12 protein-coding genes are annotated in these 17,705 nt (G+C 53.6%); 9 read left to right on the plus strand and 3 right to left on the minus strand.

The features are described from left to right. The first annotated feature begins 10 nt into the window (after positions 1–10). The 7 genes from HW115_RS08115 to HW115_RS08145 all read left to right on the plus strand — a co-directional run bounded on the left by HW115_RS08115 (position 11) and on the right by HW115_RS08145 (position 12,815). A complete protein-coding gene (locus tag HW115_RS08115) occupies positions 11–2,125 on the plus strand; it encodes a vWA domain-containing protein (RefSeq protein WP_178932083.1) in 2,115 nt (704 codons plus the stop codon). Between the two features lie 28 nt (positions 2,126–2,153). Continuing rightward, positions 2,154–4,403 (plus strand): hypothetical protein, encoded by a 2,250-nt coding sequence (locus HW115_RS08120; RefSeq protein ID WP_178932084.1) that lies wholly within the window; start codon positions 2,154–2,156, stop codon positions 4,401–4,403. Between the two features lie 41 nt (positions 4,404–4,444). Continuing rightward, entirely contained in the window at positions 4,445–6,796 is a 2,352-nt protein-coding gene (locus HW115_RS08125) for a hypothetical protein (RefSeq protein WP_178932085.1), read from the plus strand. A gap of 39 nt (positions 6,797–6,835) precedes the next feature. Further along, complete coding sequence (locus HW115_RS08130) at positions 6,836–7,240, plus strand: hypothetical protein (protein WP_227021351.1); 405 nt, start codon at positions 6,836–6,838, stop codon at positions 7,238–7,240. A gap of 22 nt (positions 7,241–7,262) precedes the next feature. Further along, positions 7,263–7,847, plus strand: coding sequence for a DUF4159 domain-containing protein (locus HW115_RS08135; RefSeq protein ID WP_178932087.1), 585 nt, complete (start codon positions 7,263–7,265; stop codon positions 7,845–7,847). Positions 7,848–7,966: 119 nt separating this feature from the next. Then, positions 7,967–12,019 (plus strand): HEAT repeat domain-containing protein, encoded by a 4,053-nt coding sequence (locus HW115_RS08140; RefSeq protein WP_178932088.1) that lies wholly within the window; start codon positions 7,967–7,969, stop codon positions 12,017–12,019. 46 nt (positions 12,020–12,065) lie between these two features. Continuing rightward, positions 12,066–12,815, plus strand: coding sequence for a polyamine aminopropyltransferase (locus HW115_RS08145; protein WP_178932089.1), 750 nt, complete (start codon positions 12,066–12,068; stop codon positions 12,813–12,815). 12 nt (positions 12,816–12,827) lie between these two features. Here the strand turns inward: HW115_RS08145 and HW115_RS08150 are convergent, their stop codons facing one another. Both HW115_RS08150 and HW115_RS08155 read right to left on the minus strand, forming a co-directional pair. Beyond that, positions 12,828–13,601: a LamG-like jellyroll fold domain-containing protein gene (locus tag HW115_RS08150; RefSeq protein ID WP_178932152.1), complete on the minus strand. Its 774-nt coding sequence runs from the start codon at positions 13,599–13,601 to the stop codon at positions 12,828–12,830. A 66-nt stretch (positions 13,602–13,667) separates the two neighbouring features. After that, a complete protein-coding gene (locus HW115_RS08155) occupies positions 13,668–15,143 on the minus strand; it encodes an arylsulfatase (protein ID WP_227021352.1) in 1,476 nt (491 codons plus the stop codon). 307 nt (positions 15,144–15,450) lie between these two features. On the opposite strand from HW115_RS08155, the gene HW115_RS08160 reads away from it, so the two are divergent. Then, a complete protein-coding gene (locus HW115_RS08160) occupies positions 15,451–16,305 on the plus strand; it encodes a GumC domain-containing protein (RefSeq protein ID WP_178932090.1) in 855 nt (284 codons plus the stop codon). 144 nt (positions 16,306–16,449) lie between these two features. Here the strand turns inward: HW115_RS08160 and HW115_RS08165 are convergent, their stop codons facing one another. Next, on the minus strand, positions 16,450–17,295 hold the full coding sequence (locus tag HW115_RS08165) for a CvfB family protein (RefSeq protein WP_178932091.1): 846 nt from the start codon (positions 17,293–17,295) through the stop codon (positions 16,450–16,452). A 141-nt stretch (positions 17,296–17,436) separates the two neighbouring features. Between HW115_RS08165 and HW115_RS08170 the strand changes: the two genes are divergently transcribed. Continuing rightward, positions 17,437–17,676, plus strand: a complete 240-nt coding sequence (locus tag HW115_RS08170) for a YecH family metal-binding protein (protein WP_178932092.1) — start codon at positions 17,437–17,439, stop codon at positions 17,674–17,676. The last annotated feature ends 29 nt before the right edge of the window (positions 17,677–17,705 follow it).

Here is a 17,705-nt window from a genome sequence, read left to right on the forward strand (position 1 = left end):
AAACTTTTACATGAACTTCCTTCTCGCAAATCCGGCATGGCTTTGGCTGCTTTCGTTAGTAGTCCTGCCGGTGCTGGTGCATTTGTTTGCCCGGAGTAATCCTCCGAAGTATGCTTTTTCCGATACGGCTTTCTTGCGTCGGATCATGAAAAAGACGGCCCGGATGCGCAAGCCTCAGGACTGGTTGCTTTTGCTTTTACGCACCTTGGCGGTGCTAGCCCTGTTGTTTGTGTTTTTGCAGCCTTTGCTTACCAGTGACAAGCCAACGGTCGGCGGGAGTAAAACCACGGTTTATTTGGTCGACCGCTCCGCCTCCATGGCATGCAAGGACGGGGCCTCCAGCCGATTTGCCTCGGCCTGTGGAAAAGTTGGGGAATTGTTAGCTGCGGGTGATGTGGATCAGGCGAATGTGGTGTGGATCGATGCCGAGCCCGACGCCTTGTTTCCCCAGCCTGGCCCCAATCTTGATTTTATTGGTGAATCGTTAAAGCGGACTGAGGTCAACCAGGAAGCCGGTGCCATTTCGGCGGCACTTAAGTTGGCGATTAATCAGTTGGAGCAAGTTCAGGGTGAGCGTGAGTTGGTGGTGCTTTCCGATTTCCAATCGTCGGCATGGAAGGAGTTTGCCTTGAAGGTGCCGAAGGATATTGAGGTGGTCAAAATCAAGGTGGGTGAGCAGGATGTCGAGAATGTGGCGGTGCACGAGTTGTTTGCCAAACCTTCCGATCCGGTGGTGGGGCAGGATGTGCTGATGGTGTGCCGGTTGCGGAACTATTCAGCGACGCCACGGCGGACGAGCTTGTATCTGGAATCGGATGGAGGCCGGCAGTCGCGCGAGGTTGAGATCCCGGCATGGGGTGAGGCAGAGGTGCAGTTCAAAACCCACTTTACCCAGCCAGGATTAGTGCCACTTGCGGCGTCGATTGCCGAGGATGTTTTTCCCGCGGATGACCGCCGGCATGCGTTGGTCCGGGTACGGGAAACCTTGAAGCTGGCATCGGTCGTGCCGTCGGAGGGAGGTTTGCATGTGAAGGCCCCTGCGGTGCTCCGCAAATTGGCAGATGCTTTTGAATGGTTAGAGTATCAGGAGGTTGCCGCAGGCAGTCTACCCGCGGCTGGCACGGTTGATTATTTGTTTTTACACGATTGGGACGGCGGGCAGGTTGATGCCTTACGCGTATTGGCTGACGCGGGAACGACCTTATTGATTCAACCCTCGACAGGTGTGAGCTTGGCGCAGTGTCATCAGCTTTTGGGTCTTGTTGCCGGAGGGAGCGAGGAAGCGATTCCTGTGGATAATAAAAGCAGCAGGAAGCCGGGCGCCACGGGTTCGGTATCGATTCAGCCAAGCCCGTTAGGGGCCGGCTGGAAGGCTGGGATTGCCCGTGGAGCGGGGGAGCGGGAGCCGGTATTTGCCCTATTCCGTTCCGGTGAGTTTGGAAATCCGGCCGAAGGGGTGTTTTTGCGTAGGCTTCGTCTTGCAGAGAAATGGCCTGCCGGAGTGATGTCGTGGATTGATTATCAGGATGGGGTTCCCGGCTTGTTGGTGTCGGCAACAAACGGAGGAGCTCCGGTGGTGTTATGGAATCTTCCCCTCTCTACAGATCTCAGCACCTGGTCAGGCCAGTCTCCCTTTGTGCCGTTCATGGGTGAGTTATTGCTACATTGCCGGCCACAAAATGTGGTGAGGGGGCTGGAGGTGATGCCTGGTAGTTTGTTGTCATGGTCTCCTGGAGATGAGGTTTCTGCTGACTCTGTGGTATTATCCCGCGCTAGCGGAGAGAGCTTAGCGATCCAAGTGGACATGACCGCGCAGGGTTTACGTATGACCAGTCAGGAGTCCGCAACTCCCGGGCTGTATCATTGGAAACTTGGCGACAGCGTGGCGTCCTTACAGGTTGTCAATTTTCCGGTGACGGAATCGGATTTGCGAAGCCTGGACCCTTCCTCTGTGCAGGGTGGAGATGTGGTGGACACCGGAGCTTTGTTGAGGCGCGCCGCACTGGGTGACGGCATTCCCTTGTGGCCTTGGTTACTTGGTCTGGCCTTGTTGTTTTTATTGTTGGAACAGTGGGTGTGCCTCTGGAAACCGAAAAGCGAAAACCAAAACCCGGCAGGGAGATAAGTTCTAAGATGCGAGTAATTTGATTACGATGAATCCAGTAATTTCCATAAGTCTTCTGATTCCGCTGGCCTTGATGCTGCTGGCTGCCACCGCTTGGATGGGCTGGCGTTCATCGGATGCCGTTTCTTCTGGTCTGCGCAAGCTACTCATGGGTTTGCGGATTGCGGCGGTGCTGATGCTGCTCATTTTTTTATTCAACCCCGGCGAATGGCGAGCGGTGGAAGACCAGCTGAGTAAGGTCTGGGCGGTGATGCTCGACCGATCGTCATCGATGTCCGTTGAAGAAGCGGACCCCGCGGAAGAGGGAAAAACATCAACCAGGATTGCGCAAGCGATGCGCCTGCGGGATCGAATGGAAGATCTGGCCGGTGACGCCGGAGTGGATGTAAGATTCTACAGCTATGACGACGCCTTAAAGGAAGTCGAGCCAGACAGCGCACCGACCCCCGATGGAAAGGCGAGTGATTTGACGAGTTCTGCGGATGAGTTGTTGACCCAGCTGAGCTCCCAGGGTGAGTCCTTATCCGGAGTTTTGGTATTGGGCGACGGTAGGCAGACGTCAAGCCCTCGGCATTCGAACTTTGAGCTACGGGCCCAGGCTTTGAACGTGCCCTTTTTTGCGGTGCCCATCGGTGGTGAGCAGGCGAGCAAGGATCTGTCATTGCATTTGCCTCGCAAGACGGTGACGGCTTTCCCCGGTCAACAGGTGCAGCTGACGGCGGTTTTGTTAGCTGACGGCCTGGGACAGGTGGACACCGAGCTGACGCTGAGTGATGCCGAAGGTAAACCGGTGGAATCCGTAAAGGTCAAACTCAAACCGGGGGAGCGTCATGTGCACCATTTTTCGATCGTCGCACCGGAGCAGTCATCGTTGTTCCGTCTGATGGTTCCGGCCCGTGACGGGGAGATGCGTTTGTCGAATAATCAGGCTGAGCTTCGATTGAGGATTTTGGATGAAAAGGCGAAGGTGTTTATTGCCGAAGGCGCGCCCTACTGGGATAGCAAGTTTCTGGCCCAACTGCTACGCCAGCAAAAGCATATGGAAGTGGTTTCGGTGCACCGCTTGAGTGAGTCGCGCTGGTTTCGTGTGGACTCCGGTGAGTCCAAACCTCACGAGTCGGAGGTGGATGTTTTCCCCGACACCCGGGAGGAATTGTCCCGCTATGACTTGATTATTTTTGGCAAGAACTCGGAACATTTTCTAACGCCCGAGCGGATTGCCTTGCTGCGGGGATTTGTGAAAGATCAAGGTGGAGCGGTGCTGTTTTCCCGCTCCAAGCCATACACCGGGGTGATGCCCGATCTGGCACCTCTGGAACCGGTGAGTTGGAAAACCGGGGTGAGTGGAAACTTCAGTATGCGGCCATCGGCAGATGGGCAAACCGCCGGCCTGTTTGGTCAGGCGCTTCCTGCTCCTGAATCACCGGTCTGGAAATCGTTGCCTGAACTCAAGGATGCCCATCGGATTGACGTGGTAAAACCCTTCACCCGGGTCTTGGCTTACGGTGAGCTGGGAAGTGCGACAGGCCAGGGGCGCTTTCCCTTGTTAATGGTCCGGCGTTATGGCCAGGGAGTGACCGGCTTGGTGAATGCTGATGGTTTGTGGAAGTGGGATTTTTTCCCCGAAGCTCGTGAGTTGGGGAACATGTATCAAGAGTTCTGGATTCAGATGATTCACTGGATGCTTTCCTACTCGGAGTTTTTGCCAGGTCAGGATTATTCGTTGAACGTTTCGGCCAGCTCCATCGAACCGGGGACGCCGGTGGCTCTTCGGATGTCTTACCGTGGGGGCGGTCAGCCGGATGCCCCGCAGGTGGAAGTCACATCCCCGGCCTTGGATGAACCTCTGCGATTGGCTCCCGCGGAAGTCCCCTCCGATGATGGTCGAGTGAAGTGGGGGGCTAGTTTCACCCCGACAGAGGCGGGGAACTATCAACTTCGGCTGATTGCCTCGGCTGACGTTCCTCGAGATGAGGCAAAGCCACAAGGGTCCATGCCCGAGGCGGTTGTCACGGTGGTTGCACCGCCCGGAGAGATGGATGAGCTCAGTGCGGATGCCGGGTATTTGAAACGATTTTGTGAAGGAACCGGAGGGAAGATCCTGACAGCAGAGCAGCTGGAGGCTTTTCTTAAGGAGCAGATGAAGCCTGTGGCTCCGGAGCAACGGGACCATGGTGTGGAGTGGCATTCACATTGGATGCATTGGTTGTCCCCGATCCTCTTGCTTGTATTTTTATCTTTGGAATGGTGGTTGCGCCGGCGCAACGGTCTTGCATAGAGTAACCGCCCATGATGTAGAACGAAAATAGATTACCGGATATGTCCACATTTCACCAAAGCCTGAACCGATTCCGCCGCCGCTGGTGTGTCGGGAGGATCGTTTTCGTGTTGCTGATCCTAGTCAGTGTATTGGGTGTCGGCCTGTTGTTACACGGATGGGCGGATTACAAATTGGCCTTGTCGGAGGATGTTCGATGGAGGGTGAACGTTTTGCTTGCTTCGGTTTTGGTTTTGCTTGCGGTGATTGCATTCTGGAGGGTTGTCAGAACCTCACGACTGGCTGCGGCTCGCTTGGTGGACTCTCTGGTTGATGATCCACGGCAGCGGGTTGCCGGTGCAACCAGCCTGGAAGAATGGAAGCCGGAGACGGCGATGCAGCAATTTCATTTGGACCGTGCGTTGGAAGATGCTGCCGGTGAGTTGGAAAAACTTCCGATGCGCAGCAAGATGCCCTTCAGGGCCATGGCCTGGGGTGCGGGTTCCCTGCTGTTGGTAGCCGCGGTGGTGTGGTCTTTGAAAACGATGGCACCTGAACCTTTTCGGGTGACGGCGGCACGGGTGATGGATCCGGGTGCAGATATTGCTCCTTATAGCCCTTTGGTGTTTGTTGTGACCCCGGACATCCTTTCGGCCGTTTATGGGGGGGAGGCTGTTGCTCAGGTGGAGATCAGTGGCGGAAAGATTGAGGACGATGTGGTGTGCCTGGTGCGTGACCCGGCGAGTGGGCGGGTTGACCAAACCACCGCCTATCAGGAAAGCCCGGGGCGGTATGCGACCAAGTTTACGAACTCGCTGAGTTCGGTTGAATTCGCCTTTGCCACTGGCCGGGCCCGCAGTGACTGGCATCGATTGGATGTCTTGCTTCAGCCGAAGTTTTCCACGGTGCAGGTGAGCGTGCAGCCGCCGGCATACACCGGCAGGGCGGTGGAAACCTATCCGCTCGATAGTGGTGAAATCAAAGTCTTGGAAGGATCGACCGTGACATTGGAGGTCGAGAGTAATCGTCCGCTTTCCGGTGGTGACCTCGCGATCAAAGCGATGGATCGAACCGGTGGAGGGCGCTCGAAGGTCGTGCAGAGCGACCATGTTTACGGTACGGATAGCCGTCGCTTGCGCTTTTCGTGGCAGGCGCATCGTTCGTCCCAAGTCGCTGCGATGATCCGTGATATTCGTTCCACGCCGGCAGAAAACCCGCTGGAGTTGAAGGTGAAGGTGATTCCTGATCAGGTCCCGGTGGTGGATCTGGAGTCGCCCCAGGCGATGGTGCTTGCCACACCCGAAACCCAGCTTCCCTTTACGGCCAAAGTGGAGGATGATCATGGTTTGGCCAAGGTGTCGATGGTGAGGGCCTTGGTGGGATACCGTGACCGAAACCGGGTGCTGGCCGATTCTTTGGTGAAGAGAGACTTTGAATTTGAAGAGTCTCTGAAGCTCGCTGAGCTGGGAGTTGAAGTCGGGCAGGTGCTTGAGTTTTATCTGGAAGCGATGGATCGGAACCCATCGTTGTTAGGACAGGGCGTCTCGGAAGTGGTTCGGGTGCAAATCATCAGCGTGGCCGAGTATGCGGAGAGGATTCGGTCGAAGGTTCAGTTGCGTGAGTTCACCGCTCGTTACCGGGCATTGGCCGAGTCGATACGCAAGGCACGCGAGTCACTGGACAAGTTGGATGCAGCGGCAGATGTCGGAGATGAAAAGGCATTCAAACAAGCTCAGAAAGAAGCGCAGTCGGCACATGCGCAAGCAAAGCAGTTGGCGGAGAAGCTGGCCAAGGACTTCAAGGCCTTTGCTATGGAAGAGCGCCTGGCGAAGGCTGCCGAAGAGGCGGCATCCACCCTTGCCAAGAACCAGCAGGGGATTGCCAAGTTGAGTTTACCATCCGGTGAGGCGGCAACGCGTCGTGCGATTGCGGAGATGCAAAAGAACCTTGGCGGTGCTCAGAAAAAAGCGGAGCAGGTCGAGATGGATGCCGAGGTGGTCAAGAAAGTAGGTGACGTGATGGCCATGGCTGCCCAGTTCCGGCGCATTCACAATACCCAGAAGTCACTGGTCGAGCGGATCAATGTGATCGCCAAGGAGGTGGCAATGGGGAATACCACCAACACCGCACAGCTAGCCAATCTGGGAAGACAGCAGGAGCTGAACCGTCAGGCGTTGATCAAGTTGGCCAAGGATTTGAAAAATCGGGCCGATGTTCTGCCGCGAGGTTTTGAGCAGATGCGGGCTGATGTCGACGGCTTCTTGAAAAAACTTGAGCAACTCGATATTCAGGACCCGATGCGTGCGGCGGCTGAGTCGGCAAAGGAAGGTCAATCTGTCGATGCTTCGGCCAATGCGATGTTGGCTCTTTCCCTGATGGAACAATTGATCAATCAGCCGGACAACGGGTTCTGACAGATGTGCGGTGACGGGGGAGGTCTCCCCCGCTTTCAAGTGAAGCAGGATGTTCAGCAAACGATGCAGGAGATGATGAATGCCTTGATGGGGCGGGTTCCACGCGGCTCTGGCAATGGTGGCGTTGGCGGAGCCGGTAGTGGCTCCGGGGGCAGTGGGAGTGACGGATACTCGGTTGCCGGCAACAGCACGAACGTTCCGATGTATGGCCCCGACCGCCTCGCTTTTTCCCAGTCGACCGGGATGGCTGGTGGACATGGGAATTCGGGTAGATCCCGGAATCTGGCGTCCAACCAGGGCGCGGGAAGCCAAGTCAAACCCGACCAGCACCGTGAGTCCGAGCAATCCAAATTACTACCTGAAAATATCCCGGCAAAATACAGGGATGCTGTAAAACGATACTTTTCCGATGACTCTGCCGAATCGAAGGAGTCCGACCAATAATCAAACGACAACCCAGAATCCAATGATGAAAAGACACATTTTAGCCTTGGCGATGGCCGTGCCCATGCTCTTGCCGGGTGGCCTGAGCGCCAAAGAGGGGGCCGTACAGTGCGGCAACCTGATCTACGCTGGCACCAAAACTTCGCGCTGTTTCAGTGATGAGTTCCTGAGCACGGTGCAGCAGAAAACAAGTATTGCCACGGAGCGACGCTTCAAGCCGGTGAAGCTAAGTTCCGAGGAGTTGTTTAAGTTCCCCTTTGTCATCATGACGGGGGAGGACGACTTTAACCTGACGCGCAAGGAGCGTGAGAATCTCAAGAAGTATCTCGAGAATGGAGGTTTTATGTTGGCTTCGCCAGGGTGCTCGAATAAAGCCTGGGCATCCGCTTTCCAGCGGGAGATCAAGCGTATCTTCGGAAAGGACTCCCTGAAGGACATTCCGATGGATCACGCAATTTTTAAAACCGTATTTACGGTGAAGGCGCTGAAGTTGAGCCACGGGGGAACCGGTAAGCTTCAGGGGATCACCCATAATGGGAAGCTGGTGGTTGCCTTTGCCTCCGACGGATTGAACGATACCTCGAACACAGAAGGGTGCTGTTGTTGAGGGGGGAACGAAATTGTTGGCTCGGTTCGAGTCAACGCTAACATTCTCGCTTACGCATTACTGCACTGATTTTTTAACCTCACCTTACCTGGCTTTTTTCACCCTACTGTTGATTTGTTGTGATCCGTGTTACCTATCTGATCGTTCTGCTAGCAATCAGTATCTTGCCTTCTCCGGCTGATGATGATGCTGCCTCCCGCCTGAGTCGTCTTGCTGGCGGCTCTGCTGATGAAGTGAGCTCCCAGGATTGGCAGTGGGCCGCACGGAACGTGGCCAACAAGCAGCTCAGGATCGATATCCGTGCTGCTATCATTGCGAGAGAACCATACCCGCGTAAAGAATTGGTTGCGTTGTTGGGTGATGAAAAATTGGCGGTTCGGTTGGGGGCCTTGGAGTTGCTCGAGGAGGCCGCAGGCGACGGGTTTGGTTTTAACGCCTGGGCAAGCCCCGCCGGGGATGGTGCTGACCCTCGCAATGAGCACGCGATGACAATGTGGAGCCGCTGGGCAGGCTCGGATGGGAAGATCAAGGCTTCGGCGAATCTGCTGTCTGATGAGCAAATGCAGTCGTATATCCGCGATATTATATCGGGTGATGCGGACCGCAAACAACGTGCGATTCGGATGCTTGAGCCTCACGGGATGAAGGGGGTTTCCGGGATTCAAGCGTTTTTGGTTCAAACCGAAGGTCTGCCCGATACCTCACGTATTCCGCTGAAGGAGGCTCAGTATCACTTGGTGCTTGCGCGAACGGCGGGTGAAAACGCTTCGGTTCTCGCTCGTGATTTGACGGTGGGCAACCGCGACCAGCAGTTGGGTGCGATTGCTGCCTTGAAAAAAAGCGGGATGCTGGCCATCCCGATCGTGCGCGATTTTCTTGGATCGGATGATGCCCTGGTGCGTGAGACGGCGGTGGACACGATTCTTATTCTCGGGGAGGCGCAGACTGTGCCCTTGGTGATTCCCTATCTGAAAAAGGAAGAGGACGTGAATGTGATTCACGCGGCGATGAGGCGTTTCCGGGAGATTGGAGGCACCGAGGTGCGCGAGATGGTGGCATCTTATCTGGATCGGGAGGATGAAGATTTGTTGGTGTCAGCTGTGGAGAGTTTGACAAAACTCTGCGGTGGCAGTTCGGATTTCGGATCGGATTCAGGAAGTGCCAAAGCCACACCCGAGATCAATGCCAAGATTGCCGGATTGTTGCAGGACCCGCGTTGGAGGATTCGCGCAGCGGCGCTGGAGTATGTGGCCAAAACCCGGAACAAAGAAGCGGGAGAGAAGGTGGTTGGTTTGTTGGCGGACGAGGATGAGTTTGTGAGATCGCGGGCGATTGAAGCCGCGGTGGCTCTGAATTTGAAATCAGCGAAGGAAAAGTTGTCGCAGATGTTTTTGTCGGATGACGATATGATTGCACCGGCAACCAAGGCGATGACTGGCATGGGGATGGTCTTGCCCGCTAATCTCATCGCCCATCTCGATACCCGTCCGCCGGATATCGTGGTGCAGGCATTGCGTGCGATGGACCGTGATAAAAAACCATTTCTGGAGATCATCGCTCGGTATGCTACCCATGATGAATTGGATATCGCCTGTGCCGCTCTACGGATACTGGCGAATGACTCTGATAAGGTGAAGCAGGAGTTTGTTGCGAATTATCTTACCTCGGCATTGCAATCGGGTGTGGATGAAAAAGTGGAAGCCGTCTTAGGTCAATTGCGGCTGCCATCCAACTCGTCCAGAACCTATTTTTCGTCCTCCAGTTCGGAGAACATGCCGAGTTTGCCGGGAACCACGCTTGACCCGCTATATGACGCTTTTATTGCTCCGAACAAAGGCAAGGAAGTCAAGCGGGAGGTGGTTCAACTCAAGCCGAGTAAAGAGGCAGAGGCAACCGGTGGGTTGAGCTCTTTGAAAGATGCGCTGGCTGCAACCATTGGGAATTGGGAAAAGCCAAGGCAGTCGTACCGCGCGGCTTTGGTTCTGGCCAAGGTGGATGATGCCCGGGGCCTGGTTGCCTTGACCGAGCGCTTGGACAAGATGCCAGTAAGTGAGCGGGCAGCGGTTGCCGAGGGCTTGTATTATGCTCGATCGAGTGAGGCAATTCCTCTGATCCGCGCACTGATGCAGGACAAGGTCTCCGATGTGCGGCGCGAGGCTGCGGATCAGGCATTCAATAGCTCGAGCAGTGTTGAGATGATTCGCATGGCCTTTGCGCAGTTGGATGTTGCTGACACACCGTTGCGGGCGTCCGAGATGTATGATTACAACATCGAGAGTCTGGCGCGGGACCGGAAGAAGGCTGCCCCCATCGTCGCCTGGGCACGTAAAACGTTGACCAATGAAAACGCAAACGATCAAAGCAAGGTGTTGGCATTGATTCTCATGCGCCAGACGATGAAAAGTTCGGACGTGAGCTTGCTCGAACCCTACACCAAGGCCAGTAGCCAGTGGTTGCGTCGGGCAGCGTGGTATTCCTTGAGCCGTGGGAACCCGCACTGGATGAGCGATCATGTGGAGGATCTGGTATCGGACCAATCGCCTCGCGTGAGGGAAGTTTTGCCAATGGCTCTGAACCATGAGTCTTCGATCTGGAACCATTATTTTACCGATAATAAAAAAGAACGTCAGAGAAGCTATTACAGTTCGTCGAGTCGTCGCCGCAAGGGGGTGAGCGAGCCTCAGGCGGAAGCGTTACAGTCCTTGGCAACCAAGGACCCATCACCACAGGTAAGATTCGAATCTTGGTTTGCTTTGTTGGCTGCAGGGCGCCCGATTGATCTTGCGGCGTTTCTTCAGTTGATCCCCGAACAGGAGAAGGAGTCCAATGTATCCAGCCGTCTGGCCGACCATTTGGAGAAAAACTACCGTAGTATGGGCCAGGGGATGAAGCCCTTGTTAGCCTATGCTAACATGAAGGAAATTTCGAAATCAAAGCTGCCTCTGGTGATCCGTCATTTTAGCACGGGGCAAAAAGGAAGCTCGTTTACTTCGTTTGACTCTCTGGCCAAGGCGACGGAAACCACCGCCGGGCCTCAGCACGTGAAGCCCGATGTGGATCCAGAAAAAATGGCGGCGATGCGGCAGAAGTTGCTTGTCATCGTGTTCGATAAACCGGGCTGCAAGGAGTGTGAAAAAGTCGGACGTTACCTCGAGGACATGAAGCGGGATTTTCCATTGATGGAAGTGGAGCATCGCAACATCACGGACCAGAGGGATATGTTGGTGAATCAGGCATTGTGTGATCGCTTGCAGGTCTACGGTGCGGGGAAGGCTCCGGCGGTGTTCACTCAGGCGGGTGGACTCGTCGCACCGGAAACCAAGCCAGAGGCGATTGCCGGCTTGCTGCAAGAAACCATGGAGATGCCGGATGACCCGGAATGGCATGTTTTTGGCTCGGAAGAAATCGAACAAGCTCAAGAGCATGTGGATGAAACTTTCAATGAAATGACACTCGGTATTGTGGTGTTGGCCGGCCTGTTGGACGGAGTGAACCCATGTGCCTTTGCGACCATTATTTTCTTTCTTTCGTATCTTCAGATTGCCCGTCGCACCCCGAGGGAAATTTTGATGGTAGGTATTGCCTTTATTTCGGCGGTGTTCCTTGCCTATTTCTCCATTGGTATTGTCTTTCATGGTTTGGTCGAGTGGCTCAACAGCCAAGAGGAATTCCAGTGGGCGAAAGTGGCGATGAAATATATCTTTGGAGGTTTTGCCCTTCTGGTGGCCATTCTGAGTTTCCGGGATGGCATCCGTGCACGTCGAGGAAAGCTGGATGAGATGACGCTGCAACTGCCGTCGTTCTTGAAAGATCGCATCCGTGGCGTGATCCGGAAGGGGGCAAAGTCGCGCAGTTTTGTGATTGCTGCCTTTGTCAGTGGGATCATTATTTCCTTTCTCGAGCTTGCCTGCACCGGCCAGGTGTATGCTCCGATTGTATTCAAGATCCAGCAGGGGTCGGTGGACGCGATGTTGTTCCTGCTCTACTACAACCTGGCCTTTATCACACCCTTGGTGGTGATTTTCATTCTGGCTTACAAAGGGATGACCAGTGACAGCCTGATTCAATTCCAGGCCAAGCACACGGCAACGGTGAAATTTGCCACGGCGATTTTGTTTATCCTGCTGACACTGGTGATTTTGTTTGGCGATCAATGGATTCAAGCGGGATAGATGGTGATTTGCCTATCTATTATCGAATCAGCCGTTATAAGCGGGCATGCATGCGAGCCCACGATTTGAAGAACTCGATTACCAGCAAACTCCGCTTGGGGAGGTGATTTTGCGTCGCCGGACGATGATGACTCTGGATGATCTGGAAGTGTATGAGATCATGCTCGGCGCGGATTTTTTAATGTCCTCTTTGTTTACTGTGGTTGAGGAGGCGCTTTCCGATCTGGGTCTCGCTGCCTGCGAAGCGGCCTTTCCGGGTGAAAAACTCGATGTGGTGGTCGGTGGACTGGGTCTGGGATACACGGCACAAAAGGCACTGGACCATCACTCGGTGGTATCCTTGACCGTCGTGGACTACCTCAAGCCTGTGATCGAGTGGCACGAAAAAGGACTGGTTCCTCTTGGAGAAGGGCTCACCAAGGATGGCCGCTGCCATTTCGAATATGGTGACTTTTTTAAACGAGCCACAGCCAAGCCAGATCAGCCGGGCTTCGATGCCTCACAGGCGGGGAAACAATTTCATGCTGTGCTGCTCGATATCGACCACTCGCCGGACCACCTACTCAATGAACAACACGCACATTTCTATCAGCCGGATGGCTTGCGGGCGATGACCCGTCAAATTCATCCGGGCGGTGTGTTTGCGCTTTGGTCAGATGATCCGCCGGAAGCCAGTTTTATGAACTCGCTTAACGAGGTGTTTGCCGCCTGTGAAACGCACGTCGTTCCATTTACGAACCCGATTCTCGGACGGGACTCGGAAAGCACCGTCTACGTGTGCCGGACGCACGGCTGAGACTAGGGAAGGTTAACGTCTACGACGCAATAAGAAGCCTGCGGCTCCCAGCCCGAACAAGGCGGCTGAGGAAGGTTCAGGAATTTGGTTCACCAGCAAATCAGTCGCAGGATCGAATTCTCCAGCATTGAAAGTGAACAGGCGGGCTTCGTCCAGACTGCCGTTGTAGTAGCTTGATCCTCCCGGTGATACGCCAATGTGGACTTCTTCATCTGTGGCGAGTCCTGCATTTGACGATGCTCCGAATGCCGCGCCGTTGACATAGAAGGTGGTGGTGCCATTGTCACGGACCAGCGCCAAGTGAACCCATTCGTCCGTTGAGGCGGGGAGGTAGGTATTGCCAACCCAAGCGCTGTTGGTTCTGGCTCCACCGAAGCCAAGTTGCCCACCGCCATTGCGCCAGCCGAAGTTCAGTCCGCCGAAGTTGAGGACGGATGAGCTACCAGCTGCCAAGTTTCCGATGCGTGCCCAGGTTTCCATCCCAAAATTATTCGTGGGGCGGCTGTCGTAGCTTGTGCCGTAATAGCCGATATTGCCGGCGGTGAAATCGAGGGCAGCGGTGCTGCCGGGTGCCGGGTTGCTATTGTCCACGGCGGCAGAACCGATGTTGCTAAGTAAATCATAGCCGTTGAGCGTGCTATCCAGGGGTTTGTTGCTTGTTCCCAAGGATCCCGACTCTCCCAGTTGCCAGTGAGCTTGCACTGTGATGACTGCGTGAGCCGAGGAGGTGATTCCTAGCAAAGAAGCCAATGTCAGAGCACAAAGCGGAGAGTTGTTTATCATCATGTAATGTATCCTAGAAAGAAGAATACGAGGGTGGCAAGGCAAAAAAAAGTGCAGGTGGATAACAACTCAGTTCCTTTTCTTGGAAAACGGTTTTTTATGATTCACCGGCGGGACGGGTAAATTGAATTGTTTCCAGAACATCAGGTGGAACGTATTGTGTCCTTCGAGCGGGGCATTTTCATTCACCATCAGGGGAACAGCCTTTTCCCACCACGCGTCATAGTAGGCTGTCATTTTCTGCACAACTTCAGGGTGATTTTTGATCACATTCTTTTTCTGCAACGGATCTTTCTGAATGTCGTAAAGGTGCTTGCCGTCTACGAGTCTCCATTGCCCAGAGCGCAGTGCATAGCTTTTGTTTTTGGTGGGTTGCTGCTTATAGCCCCAGCGTCCTTTGTGGAAGACGGTGATGCGATCTGCCCAGTCAGCTTCGGGATTCTCCAGCAGGGGAAGAAAGCTGCGCCCGGCCAATTGTTTTTTTTCCTTGGGGGTGGCTCCTGTGATGGCTGCCAAGGTGGGTAAAATGTCATAGTGCCTCACTAGTTTTTGACAGCGTGTGTCCGCACTTATTTTTTTGGGCCAGCGAATAAAGAAGGGAACCCTCGTGCCACCCTCATCCACACTTCCTTTTTTACCCTTCATTCCCGCATTCCAAGTATTGCCAGCACCGGTAGGACCGTTGTCCGACATAAAAATGAGAATGGTATCATCGGCGATCTTCCATTCTTCGAGTTGAGCCATCAAGGTTCCCATACGCTCGTCAATGTTAGCAATCATTCCATAGAAACCTTGCTGTTTTGCGTTGTATCCAGCTTTCGCAAAAGGCTTTTTATAATGCTCGGGGCTGATGAACGGGCCGTGGGGAGCGTTCGTCGAAAGGTAGGTGAAAAACGGCTTTTTTTCATCTTTCATCTTCTTCATCCAGAGAATCGCCTGGTTGAAAAACAGGTCTGTGCAAAAGCCCTCTGTTTTGACGAAGGTATTATTGTGCAGGATGTAAGGGTTGAAATATTGATTTCCAGGAGCATCTCCACAGGTCCCGCCGTAGCTCTGTCCTATGCCGCCGGCACCATGCATATAGACCTCATCAAATCCACGTTTGTCCGGGCGGTAAGCCGCTTCATCACCTAAGTGCCATTTGCCGAAGATCCCGGTATGGTAACCATTCTCCTTCAACATTTCAGCAAGTGTGGGAACATTCAATGCCATACGTTCGCGCTCTAGCACTGTGTGTGTGACCCCCACGTAAAAGGGATCGCGCCCCGACATAATGGCTGAACGAGTAGGTGCACATGTTGGGCTGGCATGAAAGCTCTCAAAGCTCATGCTTTCTGCGCGCAGTTGATCCAGATGGGGGGTCTTCAGAAGTGGGTGACCGTGAGCGCTTATATCTGCATACCCCTGATCATCGGTAATCACCAGGATGATATTGGGTTTTACCCCCTTCATGGGGGATGGCTCCGCATCGGCAGCCATACTGCTCAAGCTAAGGACGGCCGAGGTAACAGCCAGAAATGAGAAAAAAGGTTGGGTGTTCATCATCTTGCACATGGACGGTTGTGATCTTACTGGGACTAGCCCTATTCCTAATACTCACTATTTGGAAAGTGTTATCAATAAATCTCACACAATCAGGAGTTGATGTCGACACGTGTGGATGTAGTCTGGTTGAGTAAGGTTCGGAAGTGGCGGGGAGCATGGACTTTTTCTCTGATCTATTTGCTGTGCTAGTTGAGCGTTTATTTCATCGCTTGGCTGCTACAGCTTCCCAAATTGATTTGGCCATGGATTATAGATTTTATCTGTAAATGTATTGAACAGGGTGGATAGATAAATCTATCATCTAGTCATGGACTCAGCAGCAGATAAGTCGGGAAGCAAGTTACCTAAGTGGATTGTGATTTCCTTCATCGTGCTGCCTGTGTTAGGTTTGTTCATTTCTTCAGTGGTGTCATTTATGATGCCCAGAATATATGAAAGTCGAGCTTCTGTAGAATTGGTTCCATCAGGAGTAGATGTTGAAGCGTGGGGAGTGAATCAGTATGTTGAGACCGAGTTGGAAGTGATGCAATCCAGCGAGAATTTATATGTGGTTGCAGAGATGCTTCATTTGGATGCAAGATGGGGGATGGCGGATTCTCAATCAGTCGAAGTTCTTGGGAATGCTGTAAACACAGAGAGAGTGGGAGAAGGACGTATGATTGAGGTTGTTTGCCGCCATTGGAAGAAAGAAGATGCGCATGCTATATGTGAAGCCGTATGCCAAGCTTATGTGTATCGTAAGTCCGATCTACAGAAGCAACGTGAGGAGCTTTGCCTGACGGGGATCAAAGACGATTTAAACATCGCGGAAAATAACTATGAGGAATTGGCGTTGGAGTATTCCCACGTGAATGGAACGTATGAGGGGGATTTGGAATGGATTGGAGTCAAGAGGAGTCTGGAAGTTGTTGAGCCAGACTATAGAGCGGCTCTTAAGAAAAAGAAAGACTTGGAGCAAGAACTGAGGGAGGCAAGGAGAAACGTGATGACTCCGACCCAAGTAATGATCGTTCACGGTGCTCCAGTTATGCCACATTCTTCAGTGAGTCCTAATATTCAACGGAATCAGGCCATGGGCGTTGTAGCCGGTCTGTTATTGGCTTCTCTGATTGGTGGGGTGATACTCGTGGTGTCCCTGATTGATCGCAAGCACCGAGAGTGATTGTTACAATAGGCGGGTTGTTCTGAGCAACTTGCCATCAGAACTCATCTTCTCAATCCTGCCCGGCCCTGCTCAGGGGGGCGTGTCCGCTGGGCTTGTGTTGCTTTTTGATCGTAGCTGCTCCCATCAAAGCCGATTAGCTACCTACTCAATGAGTCGAATCCCATCCTTGCCGATGCTGATTTTCTGTTTTTTGAACAGCGCTCCGGTGGCTTGTTTGAAGGCTTTTTTACTGACCCCGAGAGCTGTCTTGATCGCTTCCGGTGAGGATTTGTCGCAGAGTGTCCAGTGGCCACCTCGTTCTTGCAGTTCGTTGAGGATCCGTTCTTCGAGCTGGTCGATACGTTTCCTTCCCGGCGGGTTGAGGGTAATGTCAATTTTTCCATCAGAGCGCACCTGGCTGATGTACCCCTTGCACTGATCCCCCGGTTTCAGAGGACGAAACACTTCGTTGGCAAAGATCAGGCCGGCGTGGGTGCTGTCGATGATGGCCTTGTAGCCCAGATCCGTTTGAGCAAACACCAGAAGGTCGACTTCTTGCCCAATCAGGAAGCTTGGGTGGGATTTTTCCAAGTGGCGGGCCAGTCGGCTGCTGGCCAGAATCCGGTCGGATGCATGATCAACGTGAACATGCACGACGTAGCGTTCGCCCACCTGCATCCGCTGGCTTTGTTCACGAAGAGGGACAAAGAGATCCTTTGGCAATCCCCAGTCAAGAAAAGCTCCAAACCCCGTGGTGGCAATGCAGTTGAGTACGGCAAATTCCCCGGGCTCGGCCAGGGGAGTGCGCGTGGTGGCGATCGGACGGTCCTCAGAATCGCAGTAGATAAAAACCTCCACGCTGTCTCCGATTTTCCATTGTTTTTTCGATGCCGGAATCTCCTTGCCCGGCAGCAGAAGCTCGCCGAGCTCTCCTTCGGAGTCGAGAAACATTCCAGATTTCGTCTCCCGTAAAATCGGAAGAGTCGCGCGTTCGCCAATACTTGCCATGACGAAACCTATACCGGATGCCCACCCGACGCGATGCTTATCTATGAGGAAGTTGACCAACACATCACCAGTTGCTCATAAACGAAAAAAAATTCTTTATTTTGCTTGTGTCGCTGGATGGGCTGGCGTATGGGTCTGTCCATGCAAGACACACACGTTCACGAGATCATGCACATGATGATGGAGTCCGGGTCCGTTTACACTCGGGAGAGTTTGAAAAAGGCAATCATCGACACCTTTGGAGTGGCAACGACCTATTGCAGCTGCTCGATGAGTATGATGACGGCGGACCAGGCGATTGATTTTTTAGAGGCCCGAGGTAAATTCATCCCAGCGGAAGATGGCTTTTACACTGATGAAAGTAAGAAGTGCTCTCATTAAGGCCTGACCATTTTTTCATAGCGTGAGCC

This window comes from Oceaniferula marina, assembly GCF_013391475.1.
GTDB classification, from domain to species: Bacteria; Verrucomicrobiota; Verrucomicrobiia; order Verrucomicrobiales; family Akkermansiaceae; genus Oceaniferula; species Oceaniferula marina.